Here is a 16,841-nt window from a genome sequence, read left to right as displayed (position 1 = left end):
GACCGGCGCGACGGGCCGCTGACGTGACCGGCGTGACGGCCCGCTGACGTGACAGGCGCGAGGGGGTCGCTGACGTGACCGGCGCGACGGCCCGCTGAAGAGGCGGCCTAGGAGTCTGATGAAGATCTTGAAAACGCGCCCGGCTTGCACCGGTTCAACCCGATTGACATTTACCGGCAATATGGGGTGAATCGGCCGGTCGGAGCAAGATCTTCAAGAGCCTCCTAGACGCCCGCCGCGCCCAGCAGGCCCTCCCAGTCCGGGATCTTCACCGAGTGGCGGCCCAGCGACCGCCCCAGCTCCGCCTCGGCCGACTCGATGGCCTGCCAGCCCGGCCATTCCACGGGATGCAGCCCCGCCGCCCGGAGGGCGTCCAGGGGGTCCCCGGGGAGCTCGCGCCGTGCCAGCGCCCCCGCGTCCTGGAGCAGTGAGGACGCGGTCTCCTTGGCGCACGGCCGGTTGGTGCCGATCACGCCGGTCGGGCCGCGCTTGATCCAGCCCGCCACGTACTCGCCGGCCGAAGCCCGCCCCTCGCGCATGACCCGTCCCGCCGCGTGCGGCACGGTCGCGGTCGCCGCGTCGAAGGGCAGGCCCGGCAGCGGGACGCCCTGGTACCCCACCGAGCGCAGCACCAACTGCGCCGGGATGTCCTCGTACACGCCGGTCCCGGTCACCCCGCCCCGGCCGTCCGGGGCGGTCCGCTCGAACCGCATCCCGCCGACCCGGCCGTCCGGCCCGCCCAGCACCTCCACCGGGCGCAGGAAGAAGCGCAGCGCGATCCGCCGGCCGCCGCCCCGCGCCGGGCTCTCGGCCCAGCCGCGCAGCGCCTCCACATTGCGGCGGTTCACCGCGGGCAGCGCCGCGCCCGGATCGGCGTACGCCGGGTCGATGGCCAGCTCGGCGGGGTCGGCCACGGCGTCGACCCCCGGCAGCGTGCCCAGCTCGCGCAGTTCCTTGGTGGTGAACTTGCCCTGGGACGGCCCCCGGCGCGCCACCATGTGCACCTCGCGCACCCCACTGGCGCCGAGCACCCCCAGCGCCGGGTGCGGCATGTCGGTGGGCGCGAGTTCCGGGACGCCCCGCGCCAGCATCCGCGTCACGTCCACGGCGACGTTGCCTGCCCCGACCACCACCGCCGAGCGGACCCCGGCCAGGTCGAAGGCCTCGGCGGCCGCGTCCGGGTGCCCGCTGTACCAGGACACGAACTCGGTCGCGGAGTGCACCCCCGCCAGCTCCTCGCCGGGGATCCCGAGCAGCCGGTCCCGGGCGGCCCCCACGCAGTAGACCACCGCGTGGTACAGCTCCAGCAGCCGCCCGGTGGGCAGCTCGGGCCCGCCGACCTCGACGTTCCCGATGAAGCGGATCCGCTCGTCCTCCAGCACCGTGCGCAGGCTGCCCTGCAGCGACTTGATCTTCTCGTGGTCGGGTGCCACCCCGTACCGCACGAGCCCGTACGGAGCCGGCAGCCGGTCCAGTACGTCGACCCGCACGCCCGGCACCTCGCGCTGCTGGACCAGTGTCTGCGCGGCGTAGACCCCGCTGGGACCCGAACCGACGATGGCGATACGAAGCACGGCGGAGCTCCTCCCGCAGGTGCTCCCAGCATGCCACCGGGCCCCGCGGCCGTCAGCCCATGGCGCGCATCCGATGTATCTCGGCGGTCTGCGTGGCCACGACCTCGTTGGCCATCTCCTCGACCGCCACGTTGTTGCCGCCGGTCAGCACCTCGCCCGCCATCTTCAACGCGCCCTCGTGGTGGGCGGTCATCAGCTTCAGGAAGAGCCTGTCGAAGTCGGCCCCCTCGGCGTCCGCGAGCTCCTCCAGCTGCTGCTGCGTGGCCATGCCCGGCATCGCGGCGTGATCGTGCACGGCCGGGCCCCCGCCGGGTGCCGGATAGCGCGCCAGCCATTTCTCCATCGCGCCGATTTCGGGCTGCTGCGCCGCCGCGATCCGCTCCGCGAGCCCCTTGACCCCGGCCGAGGAGGCCCGCGTCGGTGCGAGCGCGGTCATGGCCAGGGCCTGCCGGTGGTGCTCGGTCATGTGCTGTACGTACGCCTGGTCGGCCGCGTTGGGGCTGTCGTCGGGCCGCTCCTTGGCGGCCTGCTCGGGGGAGAGGGTGCGGGCCTTCTCGCCCGGTTTGCCGGGGGCGATGACAGCGGCTCCGCCGTCTTTCGCCCCGTCCGTCCCGCCCCCGTCCTGGCAGCCGGTGAGTGCGAGCAGGATGCCGGTGGCCACGGCCGCCCTGGCGATCGGGCCGATGCGAACCTTCACACGCTCTTTTGCCATGTCCATGGAAAGGAACATACTGCCGGGGTCCAGGTTCCGTTCCCCCCAAGAGCGGAACCCGTCGGACTCCCAAGGGAGGGCACAGTGACCTCGTTGCACACCACCAGAGTGCGAACCAGGAGCCTGGGAGTGGCCGCCGCCGCGGCCGGACTCCTCACCACGCTCCTCGCCGCCGGACCGGCGGCCGCCACCCCCGACCCGGGTGACTTATCGCCCGGCGCCTCCGGGCAGACCGCCCAGATCGCACCCGGCCGGGCCCTCGCCCCGGGTGAGATCCCGGGCCAGGACGAGATCGTCCACAGCCAGAACATCACGCCCCTGGCCAACATCCCCAGTGCCAACCCCGACGGCATCAACTCCGACCTGGCCTTCCAGGGCAAGTACGCCTACGCGGGCAGCTACGACGGCTTCACCATCTACGACATCGGCAACCCGAAGGCGCCGAAGACCGTCACCCGGGTGCTCTGCCCCGGTGGCCAGAACGACATCTCCGTCTCCGGGGACCTGCTCTTCCTCTCCACCGACTCCTCGCGCAGCGACGACTCCTGCAACAGCGTCTCGCAGCCCGCCACGGAGAAGTCCTCGTGGGAGGGCATCAAGATCTTCGACATCAAGGACAAGAAGAACCCCAAGTACATCAAGTCCGTCGAGACCGCCTGCGGCTCCCACACCCACACGCTGGTGCCGGGCGGCCGCGACATCTACCTCTACGTGTCCTCGTACTCCCCGAACGAGGCGTTCCCCGACTGCCGGCCCCCGCACGACGGCATCTCGGTGATCAAGGTCCCGAAGAAGGCGCCCACGCAGGCCGCGGTCGTCGGCTTCCCGGTCCTCTTCCCCGACGGCGGCAATCCGGGCGCTCCCACCAACCCCGGCGTCTCCAAGACCACCGGCTGCCACGACATCACCGTGCTGCCGTCCCAGAACCTGGCCGCCGGCGCCTGCATGGGCGACGGCATCCTCTTCGACATCAGCAAGCCCGAGCAGCCGAAGGTCATCGACCGGGTGCAGGACAACGTGAACTTCGCGTTCTGGCACTCGGCGACCTTCAACGAGCAGGCGAACAAGGTGGTGTTCACCGACGAGCTCGGCGGCGGCGGAGGCCCCACCTGCAACGAGGCCACCGGCCCCAACCGGGGCGCCGACGGGATCTACGACATCACCGGCCGCGGCGACCAGCGCAAGCTCGTCTTCCGCAGCTACTTCAAGATCCCGCGCCACCAGGCCGACACCGAGAACTGCGTGGCCCACAACGGCTCGCTGATCCCGGTCGGCGGCGGCCGCGACATCATGGTCCAGGCCTGGTACCAGGGCGGCGTCTCGGTGTGGGACTTCACCGACTCCGCCCGGCCCCAGGAGATCGGCTACTTCGAACGCGGTCCGCTCACCACCGACAAGCTCGGGCTCGGCGGGTCCTGGTCGGCGTACTACTACAACGGGCACATCTACTCGAACGACATCGTCAAGGGCCTCGACGTGCTGCGCCTCGACGACCGGCGCACCGACAGCGCCAAATGGGTGTGGATGGACCGGCTCAACGTGCAGAGCCAGCCCGAGTACCACTAACGCGGCGAGGGAAACGTTCCGCCGGGCGGTTCGCCGTCCGGCGGGACACCCAGCTCCCAGTCCAGCCCGTAGCGCTGGAACAGCTCGGCCCGCAGTCGCGCCGCCGGCATCGGCGCCCCCGGCAGCAGCACCGCCACCACCGCACCCATCAGCAGCGCCCGCAGCAGTGGGTAGTCCGTGTCCACGTCCGCCGAGCCGTACCGGGTGACCGTGTCCCGCAGCAGCTCCGCGAGGCGCTGCTGCTCCACGCACCGCACGAAACCCTCGGCCTGGAGGATGCCAGCCATGTGTGTCCGCATCAGCCGCGGATGGTCCCGGGCCAGCCCGAGGATCGCGTCGATGGCCCGGGCCATCCGCTCGCGGCCCTCGTCCTCACCGGTGGGCAGCGGCTCACGCTCCAGCCCCGCCTGCAGCGTGCGGTGCATCAGCCGGTGCACGGCGGACTGCAACAGCTGCCGCTTGCCCGGGAAGTAGTACGACACCAGGCCCCGGGCCGTACCGGCCCGGTCGGCGATGTCCCCGAGAGTCGTGGCCTCGTAGCCGCGCTCGCCGACGAGATCGACCGTGGCCTGGAGCAGCCGCTCCCGGGAACGTCTGCGCAATTCTTCATTGACCGTTGCGCTGCGCGGGGACATGCTTACTCCTGCGTTGACTGGCTTCCAGCCAATATACTCAGCGCACGGGATGGTCTGCTCTGGGCGACGCGGGGGATCGCCCAGAGCAGGCGCACCGAAAGCCGATCGCGAGTGCGGCCAGAGCCATGCCCAGGAGCCAGCCGCCGAGCACGTCCGAGAACCAGTGGACGCCCAGATAGAGCCGGGTGAAGCCGACCCCGAGCACCGATACCGCCGCCAGCGCCCAGGCCGTCCCCACGAGCCCTGCCGGTGCCCGCCGGGGGAGCAGCCACAGCATCAGTGCGCACACCGTCGCCGCCGTCATGGCATGGCCGGACGGGTAGGCGGCGAAGTGCGCCGAGTCCACCGGGTCCGGCCACACCGGCCGCTCCCGGCCCACGAGCGCCTTCAGCCCGTGCTGCACCGCCAGGGCCATGACGACGGCCGCCGCGATCCGCCGGGCGCGCCGCCGGTCACCCCGCAGCCACAGCCAGACGCAGGCCGCCGCGCCCAGCCCGCGCATGGTCAAGGGGTCCCAGACCCAGTCGGTCAGAACCCGCATCAGGTGAGTGACCCCGGGGTGCGTGACGGCGGATGCGTGCAGATTCCGGGCGACCTGATCGTCGTACGAGAGAAGCGGCCCCCAGCGGGCCGCCACCAGCCCGGTCAGCAGGACCGCGAGCAGCGCACAGCACACGCCGGTCCACCGAAGGTGCTCGCTCCGCATAGGAGGGATCCTCGCACCGCCCGGCGCCGTCACCGTACCGGGCGCGCTGAGCGCTACGTCAGCGCGGTCAGCGCCGGTACGACGGCCACCGCCAGCGGCACCGCCGGCACCAGCGTGGCCAGCGCCGTCAGCCGCAGCCGGCGGCCCGCCGACAGCCGGGGCGCGGCCGACAGCAGCCGGGACACCCGCTGCGGCACATGCGTCTGCGGGGTCGCGCACGGGCCGAACACCCCCCGGTCCTCGTTGAGCCCGACCAGCGCCAGCGCGATGGTCAGCCGCCCGAACCGCCGCGAGGCCACGTCATCGGCGGCCAGCTCGACGAGCCGGTGCATCTCCGCCTCGAACGCCGCGAACACCGGCACCTGCGGAAACCCGCCGGCCAGCGCCCGTGAGCAGTGCAGCAGCCAGTCGTGGCGGGCCGCCACGTGCCCCTGCTCATGCGCCAGTACGGCGTCCAGCTGGCTGCCCTTGAGCCGGTCCAGCGCCGCCGTCGTGACCACCAGCTGCGGGATCGTCCCCGGCTGCCACCACGCGTCGGGCCGCGGGCCCTCCAGTACGACGAGCCGCGCGCCCGCCGGGTCCTCCCCGGGCAGCAGCGGGGCCTGGACCCGCAGTTCCGCCCCCTGGACGCGCCGCCGGGCCCGCGCCCGCAGCACCTCGCGGGCCAGCATGGCCCCGGTCCACAGCCCGCCACCCGCCAGCGCCAGCGCGGTGAACGCGGCCCAGGCGCCGCCCGCCGCGCCCAGCCCGTACGCGTCGGCCACCCCGCGCGGGGCGACGGAGAAGAGCGGGCCCCGCACCGCCAGCCAGGCGGCCGCCGCGCTCAGCAGCATCGACAGCGCGAAGCACAGGAGTACCGCACCCACCGCGCACTGCCACGCCCACAGCGCGACCACGGGTTCACGCTCGGGCCACTCGGCCCGGGCCAGCAGGCGGGGTGCCAGCACCGCGGTCAGTGCGCCGAGCAGCAGAAGAACGGCGGGGACCATCATGTCCGCCAGCCTATGAGCGCGGCACCAGCTGCGGGTATGGTTCGCGCGGTTTGGTGACGCAGCACACGCTCGCCGGCGCCGTCACATGGTGAGCAGCATCGCCAACATCCCCATCCCCATGGCCAGTCGGCAGGCCCGGATCACCTCCGTGGGGCCGTCGGGTCCGTCCGGTCGGTCGGGGTCGTGGGGTCCGTCCGGTCCGTCGGGTCCGTCGGGTCCGTCGGGTCCGTCGGGTCCGTCGGGTCCGTCCGGTCCGTCCGGGCCGTCCGGGCCGTGGAGTTCGCCGGGCCGGTGCGGGCCGTCCACTACCGGTTGCGCGGCCGCGGCGCCCACCGTGACCAGCCGGGCCCCGCCCAGCACCACGTACCCGGCGTAGTAGACGAGCAGCGCACCCGTCAGCAGCGGCAGCCCGGCCCCGTGGCCGGAGCCGGCCATCAGCGCCATGTAGACCATCGCCAGCGAGCCCACCAAATGATGGGTGTGGTGCGCCCCGCCCCGCAGCAGCCAGACCGCGTGCAGCGCGGCGCCGCAGAAGACCGCGCCCAGCACGGGGGCCTGCCAGCCGGTGCCGATCCCCAGCGGGACCGCCATCAGTGCCATGCCGAACCCCATCAGGGCCTCCCCGGCGGCCGCACCGCCCAGTCTGCGCACCCGCCCCAGGCAGTACCCCCCGCTGACCGCGCACAGCAGCACGAGCAGCCAGGAGGAGACGGAAGCGGAATGGGACATCGCGGGACCGTGCACGGCGGAACCTCCCGGTTCGTCGGCGTCACCGGAAGAGATGCCCCTGCGCGGCGGCCCGCACGCCGCCCCGGGTTAGGCTCTCCTTGCCGTACCGGGCATGTCATATGCCGCCGCGCAGAACGGAGCCCTCCGATGTCGACCGCCCACCCCACCGCCCTGAGCTTCCGCAACGCAGTGGAGGCGGACATACCGGAGCTGGTGGAGCTCGTGGAGTCGGCCTACCGCGGCGACGCCAGCCGTACCGGCTGGACCACGGAGGCGGACTACCTGGAGGGGCAGCGCACCGACGCGGACGGGGTCCGCCAGGTCATCAGCACCCCCGACAGCGTCCTGCTCGTCGTCGAACGCGCGGGCGAGCTCATCGCCTGCTGCCAGCTCGAACACCGAGGGGACCACGCCTACTTCGGCATGTTCGCCGTCCGGCCCGGACTCCAGGGCGGCGGCCTCGGCAAGGAGATCCTGGCCGAGGCCGAGCGGCGCGCCCGCACGACGTGGGACGCCAAGGAGATGCGGATGACCGTGGTGAACGCACGGGAGGAGCTCATCGCCTACTACGTGCGCCGCGGCTACCGGCGCACCGGCGAACTGAGCCCCTTCCCCTACGGCGACGAGCGCTTCGGCGTCCCGCTCCGCGACGACCTGGCCTTCGAGCTGCTGGTCAAGTCCTTGTAGGGTGGCCCGCCCGGCACGGCGGTCAGGCCGTGAACCTGCCCGTGCTGCGGATCTCCGGGAAGTCGGTGACCGCGCCGTCCAGTTCGAGCGCCCGCACCAGCCGCAGCTGCTCCAGGGTGTTGACCGTCCAGCCGGTCACCCGCAGCCCGGCCGAGTGCGCCGCCTCCACGGCCTCCAGGGTGAGCCGCCGGATGTTCAGGGCGACCGTATCCGCACGGACGGCCACCGCCCGGTCCACGACCTCCCCGGCGCCCGCTCCGCTTTGATCCGCGTAGAGGGTGGTCTTGATGCCCGGCACCCGCCGGGTCACCTCGGCGAGCACCTCGTCGTGGAAGGACGCCACCTCCACCCGGGCGGTCGCGTCGAGGCGCAGCACCAGCTCCGCGAGCACGACGGCCGCGGCCTGATCCCGTACCGACACCTGGAGCGGGGCCCGGACGGCGTCCAGGGCCTCCTCGAAGACCGGCACGTGTTCGCCGAGGCCGGCGTCCAGCTCGCGCAGCTCGGCCAGGGTCAGATCGGCGACGGCCCCGGCGCCGTCGGTGGTCCGGTCCACCTCGGCGTCGTGCAGGACGACGAGGGCGCCGTCCTTGCTGAGCCGCACATCCAGTGCGATGACGTCCATGCCGGAACGTTCCGCGCGGATGAACGACCGGAGGGTGTTCTCCGGTTCGACACCCATGACCCCGCGGTGACCGATGGTGAGGAAAGTCAAGGTTCTCTCGCTTCCGTCGACGGCGGCTCCCGCGCGGTCGCGGTGTCCCGACCGGCCGCGCGCGGTGAGGACGCATGCTAGTGCGCCCGGGAGGCGATGGGACCGCCCGTGCAGCGACCCGGAAGGACCGCGCGGCCCTTCCCGCCGGGCCTGCGCGTCCGCGCGGCCGTCCGCGGTGGCCGCGCCGCGTCACCCGGGCGTGGGCGCGTCCCCACCGGCTTGACGGCCGGGTTCCGCGGCAGGCGAAAGCCCCGCGAGGTCGGCCAGCAGGGCCTCGGCCAGCTCCAGTTCGGCCAGGTGCTGCCGCTCGCTCCAGCGCAGCGCGAGGGCGGGGAAGGCCCATTCCGGTACCTCGCCCGCGTGCTCCATGGCCTTCCGTACGGCGGCCAGCTCGCCCCGGGTGCGCTCCAGGTGCTCCTCCACCATGGCGCGCAGCCGCTCGGGCTCGGCCAGGTGCCCCAGCCAGATCCGCAACAGCAGCCCGTGCTTGAGCACCGGGGGCCCCGCGTCGGCGGTGTCCGCGGCCCAGCCGGCCAGGGCCTCGCGGCCGGCGCCGGTGATGGTGTAGCGGCGCTTGGCCCGCGCCTCCTCCGGCCCCGAGCGCGCGGAGGCCGCGTACCCGAGCTCCTCCAGGCGGCGCAGTTCGGCGTAGATCTGGCTGATGGCGGGCGACCAGTAGAAGAAGCGCAGCGAGGAGTCGGTCCACTTCTTCAGCTCGTACCCGGTCCGCTCCCCGGGGAAGGACAGCAGGCCGAGAACGGCCCAGGCGGTCGGCGGAAGGTCTTGCTTCTTCAGCTCTTGCTTCTTCGACGTCTGACTACTAGTCATATTCCGAATTGAAGTATGGCCGGGAACGGGACGCAACCCTGGAGGCATCGTGAAGTTCTCCGTGATCTTCGAAGCTCAGCTGGCAGACCCGACCGTGGAACGGGAGCACCAGGTCATCCGCGACTGCGTCGAACAGGCCGTGCTCGCCGAACGCATGGGCTTCGACCGGATCTGGGCCGTCGAGCACCACTCGCTGAAGTGGTACGCACACATGAGCGCTCCGGAAATTTTCCTGGCCTTTGTCGCGGCCAGGACGAACACCATACGCATCGGGCACGGCGTCGTGTGCATGCCCTTCAACTTCAACCACCCGGTGCGGGTCGCGGAGCGCGCGGCGATGCTCGACCTGCTGTCCGGGGGCCGGCTCGACCTGGGCGCCGGGCGGGGCGGCACCGAGCAGGAGACCTCGCTGTGCGGGGTGGACCGCGAGCGCACCACGGCCGAGGTCGAGGAGGCGCTGCGGATCATCGGCAAGGCCTGGCAGGGGGAGGAGCTGGAGTATCACGGGGAACTGATCGACATCGACCCGCATCCGATCCTGCCGAGGCCCGAGCAGGCTCCGCATCCGCCGTTGTTCCTGGCGTGCAGCAGGGGAGAGACGCTGGTGCAGGCGGCCGAGCTGGGGATCGGGGCGCTGGTGATGGGCTTCGCGGGGCCGGAGTCGATCGCCGGGATGCGGGGCGTGTACGACGCCGCGATCGCCGGGCGGGACGGCGCCCGGTTCGTGTCGACCGTGGTCAACGACCACTTCTCGGTGCTGTGCCCGACCATCGTGCTCGACGACCCGGAGGAGGCGCGCAGGGTCGGCATCCGGGGGCAGCGGTTCTTCGCCCAGTCCATCGGCCACTGGTACGGCGGGGCCGGCATCCCGGACGAGGCGGTCGTCGCGGGGGCCGACGAGGCGGCGGAGATGCGCGTGGCGGCCGAGCAGGTGGTGGCGCGGCTGCACGAGCTGGACATCCCGGTGCGGCCCACTTCGACGGCCACCTTCAACGCCGACCACGCCTACGGCAGCGCGGACGACGCCATCGCGTACGTCGAACGGCTCAGGGCGGCCGGGGCCGACGAGATCATGTGCCTGATCCAGATGGGCACGGTGCCGCAGGAGGCCTGTCTGGAGACCCTGAGGCAGTGGGGCGAAAAGGTCATCCCGCACTTCCGGAACGCCTGAGGGGGCGGCCGTGACCGACGCCGCCGACCGGGGGCCTGAGGGTGCTGCCGGTCCTGCCGGTCCTGCCGTTCCTGCCGTTCCTGCGGGTCCTGCCGGGAATGCCGCCCCGGCCGCGCGCGCAGTGACCGCCGCCCCTGCCGGGCCCGACCGGCTGGACCCCGCCGCCCGGCCGTACGCCGATGCCCTGGCCGCCTGCTTTCCCGACCTCGGCGGGGCCGTCACCGATGCCGGTGAGGCCCGCCGGATCCTGGCCGCCGCTCCCGCTCCCGCGTCCACGGCCCCGCCGCTCGCCGTCGGCTCCGTCGAGGACCGGGAGATACCCGGGCCCGCAGGGGCGCCGCCCGTACCCGTCCGTGTCTACCGTCCCGACCCCGGGGCGGCGGCCCGCCCGACCGTGGTGTTCTGCCACGGCGGCGGCTGGGTGCTGTGCGACCTGGACAGCCATGACGGCACCGTCCGGGCCCTGTGCCGGGCCTCCGGCGCCGTCGTGGTGTCCGTGGGCTACCGGCGCGCCCCAGAGGCCCGCTTCCCCGCCGCCCTGCTCGACGCCTACGCGGCGCTGTGCTGGGCCGCCGACCACGTGGACGAGCTGGGCGGCGACCCGGCCGCCCTGGTGGTCGCCGGGGACAGCGCGGGAGGCAACCTCGCCGCGGGCTCCCTGCTGCTCGCCCGCGAGCGCGGGGGGCCGGCCGTCGCCCTCCAGGTGCTGATCTACCCCTGCCTGGACGCCGCCCAGGACAGCGAGTCGTACCGCATCAACGCCGACGGCTACTTCCTGACCGCCGCCCACATGCGCTGGTTCTGGGAGCAGTACCTCGGGCCGGGCGCCGACGGCGGGCATCCGCTCGCCTCGCCCCTGTCCGCCGACCCGGCCGGACTGCCGCCCGCCCACGTGGTCACCGCCGGCTGCGATCCCCTCCGCGACGACGGCACCGCGTACGTACGGGCCCTGCGCGCCGCCGGTACGGAGGCGGAGCAGGACCACTACCCGGAAATGTTCCACGGCTTCCTCGCGCTGGCCGGCGTACTCCCGCAAGCCCGACAGGCCATGGCGCGACTGGGCGGAGCCATCCATTCCACGGCTTGCGACGGGAAGACTTCCGGTGAAATAGGGGGTGGCGCAGGATAATTTCCCGAGTTCCCCCTTGAGCGGGAGAGCCTCACGCGCATACGCTGTCTCGACGTGAGGTTCTCCTGTGGAGGAAGTGACATGACGGAAACTCTTGTGCCGGGTACCAGCGGCGCCGTGATAGCCGCCGGGACGCGGGTGGTCGACCACCCCGCATGGCCCGAGCTCAAGGCCGCCGTGGAGGAGATCCGCCCCTGGCAGGCCAAGGACGGTTCGATCGACTTCGAGGCCGAGGGCGCTCCCGCCCGCTCGGACGTCGAGGCCGCCGTCGAGCGGGTGACCGGCGCCGTCGAGGCGCTCTCCCCGCTGCTGCCGCACGCCACCGCCTACCACCAGGCGCTCGTCTCCGACCTGCGCAAGTGGGCCGCGGACGGCTTCCAGGTGCCGGACTTCCTCGACTCCCTGCTGGCCTTCCACCCCGCCACCGGGCGCGCCGACGGGCTCCAGCACCTCGTGGTCTTCCCGATGTACACCCAGAACGGCAACCCGGACCGCAACCTCGAGGCCGTCGTGCTGAAGATGGTGTGGCCCGAGTGGCTCGCCGAGCTGGAGCGCACCCGGTACGACAACCCGCTCTTCCTCGGCATCACCTTCGAGGACTTCACCCCGGGCTACGACACCCACTCCGCCGTGCTGTTCCCGGAGACCATCGCCGTGCGCGAGGCCCCCGAGCGCTTCACCTGGGGCGGCATCTTCTGCGACCGCGAGGCCGCCCGCTACCGCAAGGTCACCGAGGCCGCCGTCGACATCCTGGGCATCGAGCTGCCCGAGGACATCGCGCGCATGGTCGAGGACCAGCAGCGCTGTGAGAAGGCCTTCGTCCTGTGGGACATGGTCCACGACCGCACCCACAGCCACGGTGACCTGCCGTTCGACCCCTTTATGATCAAGCAGCGCCAGCCGTTCTGGATGTACGGCCTGGAGGAGCTGCGCTGCGACCTCACCGCCTTCAAGGAGGCCGTGAAGCTGGAGTCCGAGGGCAACGAGCACGGCCGCGACGTGCAGTACGCCGTCCTGTTCGACCGGATGTTCCGCTTCCCGGTCTCCGGCGACCGCAACCGCAACTACGACGGTCTCGGCGGCCAGCTGCTCTTCGCGTACCTCCACAAGCACGACGTCGTCCGCTGGACGGACAACAAGCTGAAGATCGACTGGATGCGCGCCCCGCAGGTCACCAACCAGCTGTGCGCCGAGATCGAGGACCTCTACCGGGCCGGCATCGACCGCCCGAAGCTCGTGCACTGGTTCAAGGCGTACGAGCTGGTCTCCACCTACCTCGCCCCGCACCCGGGATCCAAGTGGGCCAAGGGCCCCGACGCCCTCGACCTGACGCAGCCGCCGCGGAAGCTCGTCGACGACGTGCTTCCGGACGAGTTTCCGCTCAGCATGTTCTATGAGGCGCTCGCCAAGAAGCTCAAGGGAGTGATCGCCTCCACCAAGGGCATCACTGCTCCGAACGCTGACGACGCGCAGCGAGTGGCCGCGTGACCACTCGCCCTCAGGAGGCTGCACAGATGAACGGCTCCGGGAACGGCAACGGGAAGCTTCAGGGAGCGGTGGTAGCGGTGGCCGGGGCCGGCGGGCCCGCCGGCCGCGCCGCCCTGCTCCGCCTCGCCGAGGCGGGTGCGATCGTCGTGGCGTCCGACGCCGATCCGGCGCGGCTCGCGGAGGCCGTGGACGCGGCGCGCTACGCCCACGGCGGCGCCACCGTCACCGGTGACACCGTCGACCTGCTCGACCTGGCCGCCACCAAGGCGTGGGCCGAGCGGATCGAGAAGGACTTCGGCCGTGTCGACGGCCTCGTCCACCTCGTCGGCGGCTGGCGCGGCAGCGCCTCCTTCACCGAGACCGACCTCGCGGACTGGGACTTCCTGGAGAAGCTCCTCATCCGCACCGTCCAGCACACCTCGCTGGCCTTCCACGACGGCCTGCTGCGCAGCGACCGGGGCCGCTACGTCCTGGTCAGCCAGTCCGGCGCGCACAAGCCGGTCGCCAATAACGCCGCCTACAACGCGGGCAAGGCGGCGGCCGAGGCCTGGACGCTCGCCCTGGCCGACTCCTTCCGCAAGGCGGGGGGCGAAGACGGCCCGGGCGCCGCGGCTGCGATCCTGGTCATCAAGGCACTGGTGCACGACGCGATGCGCGCGGAGCGCCCCACTGCGAAGTTCGCGGGCTTCACCGACGTCAAGGAGCTGGCCGAGGCCATCGCCGGCGTCTGGGAGCGGCCCGCCACCGATGTGAACGGACAGCGTCTGTGGCTCACTCCGCAACCGTGAGAACCGATGCCCGCCGCCACCACGATCCGGCGGTCCGAGGTTTCGCGAGCGACAACTACGCGGGGGTGCATCCGGAGATCCTGGAGGCCATCGCGCTGGCGAACGGCGGCCATCAGGTGGCCTACGGGGACGACGAGTACACCGAAAACCTGCAGAAGATCATCCGCAGCCACTTCGGCCCGTACGCGGAGGCCTACCCGGTCTTCAACGGCACCGGCGCCAATGTGACGGCACTGCAGGCCCTGACCGACCGCTGGGGCGCGGTGGTCTGTGCCGAGACGGCGCACATCAACGTCGACGAGGGCGGCGCGCCCGAGCGGATGGCCGGGCTCAAGCTGCTCACCGTCCCCACCCCGGACGGCAAGCTCACCCCCGAGCTCATCGACCGGCAGGCCTGGGGCTGGGAGGACGAGCACCGGGCGATGCCGCAGGTCGTGTCGATCACCCAGAACACGGAACTCGGCACGGTCTACACCCCGGACGAAATCCGGGCGATCTGCGAGCACGCGCACGGCAAGGGCATGAAGGTCCACCTCGACGGTGCCCGGATAGCCAACGCCGCGGCCTCGCTCGACGTGCCGATGCGCACCTTCACGAACACGGTCGGCGTGGACGTGCTGTCGTACGGCGGCACCAAGAACGGCATGATGTTCGGCGAGGCTGTGGTGGTGCTCAACCCGGACGCGGTCCGGCAGATGAAGCACATCCGCAAGATGTCGATGCAGCTCGCGTCGAAGATGCGGTTCGTGTCGGTGCAGCTGGAGGCGCTGCTCGCCAAGGACCTGTGGCTGCGCAACGCCCGCCACTCGAACGCGATGGCGCAGCGGCTGGCCGCGGGCGTGCGGGAGACCGACGGCGTGGAGATCCTCTACCCGGTGCAGGCGAACGCGGTGTTCGCGCGGCTGCCGCACGAGGTGTCGCGTCGACTGCAGAAGCGATTCCGCTTCTACTTCTGGGACGAGGCCGCCGGCGACGTCCGCTGGATGTGCAGCTATGACACCCAGGAACAGGACGTCGACGGCTTCCTCCAGGCGCTGAAGGAAGAGCTGGCGCGCTGAGCCCTGCTCGGCGTCTCGAAAAATTGATAGGCATGCATGCTCATGCATAGGTATGCTCCTGGGTCATGGAGCTGATCCAGGAGCAACCTGACCTTGCCGCCTATCTGGCGGCCGACGAAGCGGTCGATCACGACCATCCGCTCGTGCGGGAAACCGCCGACGCCCTCTGGGCCGCCACGGACGGCGACGCGTACGCGTACGCGAAGGTCGCCTTCGAGTTCGTCCGCGACACCGTCCCGCACTCCGCCGACTCGGGGGACATGCGCGTCGCCTGGCGCGCCTCCGACGTGCTGAGCACCCGCAACGGCATCTGCTACGCCAAGTCCCACGCCTTCGCCGCCCTGTTGCGCGCCCAGGGCATCCCCGCGGCTCTCTGCTACCAGCGCCTCACCGACGACGACGGCTCGAACGCCGCCGTCCACGGTCTGGTCGCCCTGCGGCTGCCGGGCGGTGAGTCCTGGGCCCGGGTGGACCCGCGCGGCAACAAGCCGGGCGTGGACGCCCAGTTCACCCTGGACCGCGAACAACTGGCCTTCCCCGTACGCCCGGAGCTCGGCGAGATCGACTACCCCGAGCTGTACGCCGCCCCGCACCTCGCCGCACTCAAGGCCCTCCAGGAGTCCGCGGACCGACCGGAGTTGTGGCGGAAGCTGCCGACGGCTCTGTAGCCGCCTCCACGGGCCTCCTCGCGGCCGCCAGCGCGTGCAGGAGGGCCGCAGCGAGCTGGAGCGCGGCGATCCCGCCCAGCAGCGCCTGCGCGGGCGCGTCGGCGGTGAGCCCCACCAGGGCCGCCCCGGCCGACGCGGCCGTCAGCTTGAGCCCCGCGCCGAGCGTGAACACCTGGGTCCGTACCGCGTCCGGGGCGTACTCCGAGCGGATCCGCAGGGTGGCCGTCAGCAGCGGCCCGTCGCACACCCCGGCGGCGGCGAACAGCACCGCCGTGACGGCGAGGGACGGGCTGAGCGCGGCCGCCGCCAGGGCCACCCCGGTCCCGGCCATGCCCCACCGGGCCAGCCGCCCCGGCTCCACGGCGGTGATCCGGCCCAGCGTCAGGGAGCCGGTCAGGGCGCCGACCGCGAAGGCCGTCATCAGCACGCCCCCGGCGCCCGGGCTGCCGAGACCGGCGGCCAGCAGTACCGATGTGGTGGTGAGCGAGCCGATGCCGACGAAGGCCAGCGTCGTGGCCGAGGTGATGGCCCGCAGTTCCCGGACCCGCCACAGGGCGGCGAGCCCCGCACCCAGCCCGGCGCCGGGCTGGCGGTACAGGGGAGCTGCCCCCGGGTCCTCGTAGGGCAGACTCGCGGCCAGGGTCGCCGCCAGCGCACCGGACGCGGCGAGCACCGCCATCGCGGGCGCGGCCGAGGCGAGCGCGGCGACCAGGCTGACCACCGCCGGGGCGGTGACCGCCGCGGCGTTGTAGGTGGACGCGTCCCAGCCGTACGCCCGGTCCCGCCGGGCCCCCGGCGGGACCAGACCCGCGACCAGGCTGGACAGCCCGCCCGTCACCATCGGCCCGCAGCCGCCGCCCAGTACCGCCACCGCGATCACCACCGGCACCGGGGCGCGGCCCAGCAGCACGGCCAGCGCGGCCACGACCGTGGTGAACCCGGCCAGGGTGGCGACGTAGAACAGCCGGGGCCGGCGCGCCCGGGCCGCCGCGGCCCCGGCGAGCGGAGCCGCCAGGACGTGCGGGGCGAGCCAGGCGGTCAGCACGTACGCCCCATACGCCGCGCTCCCGGTCCGCTCCAGGGCGAGCAGCACTACGGCCATGCCCATGCCCTCGGAAGCGAACCGCGCGGCCAGCGCCGCCGCCAGGTACCGCCCGAATCCGTGCACCGCCGGACCCCTCCCCGCGCTGGGCAACGTGATAGGCGAGCAAGACGTTACGTCATCTGGTTGTAGGACGAAAGGATCGGGGATGGGGGAGGGGAGAACACCCGCAGGCTGACCGAGGGGCGCCGCCCGGCCGGTACCGACAACCACTTCGAGGCCTGGGAGACCCTGACCCACGCCGGCAACCCGAACTGACGAAGCGTGCGGCCCCGCTAGTGCCGTGACCGGCA

The 16,841-nt window shown here is 72.4% G+C and carries 17 protein-coding genes; 8 read left to right on the top strand and 9 right to left on the bottom strand.

Translation table 11 applies throughout. The annotated features are described in order from the left end of the window. Window positions 1-224 precede the first annotated feature (224 nt). The gene (locus J7I97_RS37685) at window positions 225-1,574 is read right to left on the bottom strand and encodes an FAD-dependent oxidoreductase (RefSeq protein ID WP_214944723.1); all 1,350 of its coding nucleotides are present in this window, start codon (window positions 1,572-1,574) and stop codon (window positions 225-227) included. Window positions 1,575-1,626: 52 nt separating this feature from the next. Next, window positions 1,627-2,292: a DUF305 domain-containing protein gene (locus J7I97_RS37680; RefSeq protein ID WP_251059540.1), complete on the bottom strand. Its 666-nt coding sequence runs from the start codon at window positions 2,290-2,292 to the stop codon at window positions 1,627-1,629. 78 nt (window positions 2,293-2,370) lie between these two features. Here J7I97_RS37680 and J7I97_RS37675 point away from each other — a divergent pair, with 78 nt between their 5' ends. Beyond that, entirely contained in the window at window positions 2,371-3,852 is a 1,482-nt protein-coding gene (locus J7I97_RS37675) for an LVIVD repeat-containing protein (protein ID WP_214944721.1), read from the top strand. On the opposite strand, the gene J7I97_RS37670 is transcribed toward J7I97_RS37675, so the two are convergent. From J7I97_RS37670 to J7I97_RS37655, 4 genes are all read right to left on the bottom strand, one after another. Then, a complete protein-coding gene (locus J7I97_RS37670) occupies window positions 3,849-4,487 on the bottom strand; it encodes a TetR/AcrR family transcriptional regulator (protein ID WP_214944719.1) in 639 nt (212 codons plus the stop codon). The genes J7I97_RS37675 and J7I97_RS37670 overlap by 4 nt on opposite strands. Window positions 4,488-4,524: 37 nt before the next feature. Continuing rightward, window positions 4,525-5,193: a phosphatase PAP2 family protein gene (locus J7I97_RS37665; protein WP_214944717.1), complete on the bottom strand. Its 669-nt coding sequence runs from the start codon at window positions 5,191-5,193 to the stop codon at window positions 4,525-4,527. Window positions 5,194-5,246: 53 nt separating this feature from the next. Further along, window positions 5,247-6,185 (bottom strand): M56 family metallopeptidase, encoded by a 939-nt coding sequence (locus tag J7I97_RS37660; RefSeq protein ID WP_214944715.1) that lies wholly within the window; start codon window positions 6,183-6,185, stop codon window positions 5,247-5,249. An 81-nt stretch (window positions 6,186-6,266) separates the two neighbouring features. After that, window positions 6,267-6,914 (bottom strand): DUF5134 domain-containing protein, encoded by a 648-nt coding sequence (locus J7I97_RS37655; RefSeq protein WP_214944713.1) that lies wholly within the window; start codon window positions 6,912-6,914, stop codon window positions 6,267-6,269. A gap of 147 nt (window positions 6,915-7,061) precedes the next feature. Here J7I97_RS37655 and J7I97_RS37650 point away from each other — a divergent pair, with 147 nt between their 5' ends. Continuing rightward, complete coding sequence (locus J7I97_RS37650) at window positions 7,062-7,601, top strand: GNAT family N-acetyltransferase (RefSeq protein ID WP_214944711.1); 540 nt, start codon at window positions 7,062-7,064, stop codon at window positions 7,599-7,601. A gap of 22 nt (window positions 7,602-7,623) precedes the next feature. On the opposite strand, the gene J7I97_RS37645 is transcribed toward J7I97_RS37650, so the two are convergent. After that, a complete protein-coding gene (locus J7I97_RS37645) occupies window positions 7,624-8,316 on the bottom strand; it encodes a glycerophosphodiester phosphodiesterase family protein (protein WP_214944709.1) in 693 nt (230 codons plus the stop codon). A 189-nt stretch (window positions 8,317-8,505) separates the two neighbouring features. Continuing rightward, the gene (locus J7I97_RS37640; RefSeq protein ID WP_214944707.1) at window positions 8,506-9,144 is read right to left on the bottom strand and encodes a PadR family transcriptional regulator; all 639 of its coding nucleotides are present in this window, start codon (window positions 9,142-9,144) and stop codon (window positions 8,506-8,508) included. A 49-nt stretch (window positions 9,145-9,193) separates the two neighbouring features. Between J7I97_RS37640 and J7I97_RS37635 the strand changes: the two genes are divergently transcribed. From J7I97_RS37635 to J7I97_RS37610, 6 genes are all read left to right on the top strand, one after another. Further along, window positions 9,194-10,315 carry an LLM class flavin-dependent oxidoreductase gene (locus J7I97_RS37635; RefSeq protein ID WP_214944705.1) on the top strand — a complete coding sequence of 374 codons (1,122 nt, stop codon included), beginning with the start codon at window positions 9,194-9,196 and terminating at the stop codon, window positions 10,313-10,315. A 121-nt stretch (window positions 10,316-10,436) separates the two neighbouring features. Beyond that, window positions 10,437-11,444, top strand: a complete 1,008-nt coding sequence (locus tag J7I97_RS37630) for an alpha/beta hydrolase (RefSeq protein WP_214944703.1) — start codon at window positions 10,437-10,439, stop codon at window positions 11,442-11,444. Between the two features lie 81 nt (window positions 11,445-11,525). Next, window positions 11,526-12,932 (top strand): DUF6421 family protein, encoded by a 1,407-nt coding sequence (locus J7I97_RS37625; RefSeq protein ID WP_214944701.1) that lies wholly within the window; start codon window positions 11,526-11,528, stop codon window positions 12,930-12,932. 26 nt (window positions 12,933-12,958) lie between these two features. Then, on the top strand, window positions 12,959-13,720 hold the full coding sequence (locus J7I97_RS37620; RefSeq protein WP_214944699.1) for an SDR family oxidoreductase: 762 nt from the start codon (window positions 12,959-12,961) through the stop codon (window positions 13,718-13,720). Continuing rightward, on the top strand, window positions 13,717-14,778 hold the full coding sequence (locus J7I97_RS37615) for a low specificity L-threonine aldolase (RefSeq protein WP_214944696.1): 1,062 nt from the start codon (window positions 13,717-13,719) through the stop codon (window positions 14,776-14,778). Before J7I97_RS37620 ends, J7I97_RS37615 begins: the two co-directional genes overlap by 4 nt. A 65-nt stretch (window positions 14,779-14,843) precedes the next feature. After that, a complete protein-coding gene (locus J7I97_RS37610; protein WP_214944694.1) occupies window positions 14,844-15,446 on the top strand; it encodes a transglutaminase family protein in 603 nt (200 codons plus the stop codon). Here the strand turns inward: J7I97_RS37610 and J7I97_RS37605 are convergent. Further along, window positions 15,382-16,614 carry an MFS transporter gene (locus J7I97_RS37605; protein WP_214944692.1) on the bottom strand — a complete coding sequence of 411 codons (1,233 nt, stop codon included), beginning with the start codon at window positions 16,612-16,614 and terminating at the stop codon, window positions 15,382-15,384. The two genes, J7I97_RS37610 and J7I97_RS37605, sit on opposite strands and share 65 nt — an antisense overlap. Window positions 16,615-16,841: the final 227 nt, after the last annotated feature.

Source organism: Streptomyces sp. ISL-87 (assembly GCF_018614095.1).
GTDB lineage: Bacteria > Actinomycetota > Actinomycetes > Streptomycetales > Streptomycetaceae > Streptomyces.
Note: the sequence above shows the minus strand (reverse complement) of the source record. Positions and strands in the feature narration are given on the sequence as shown.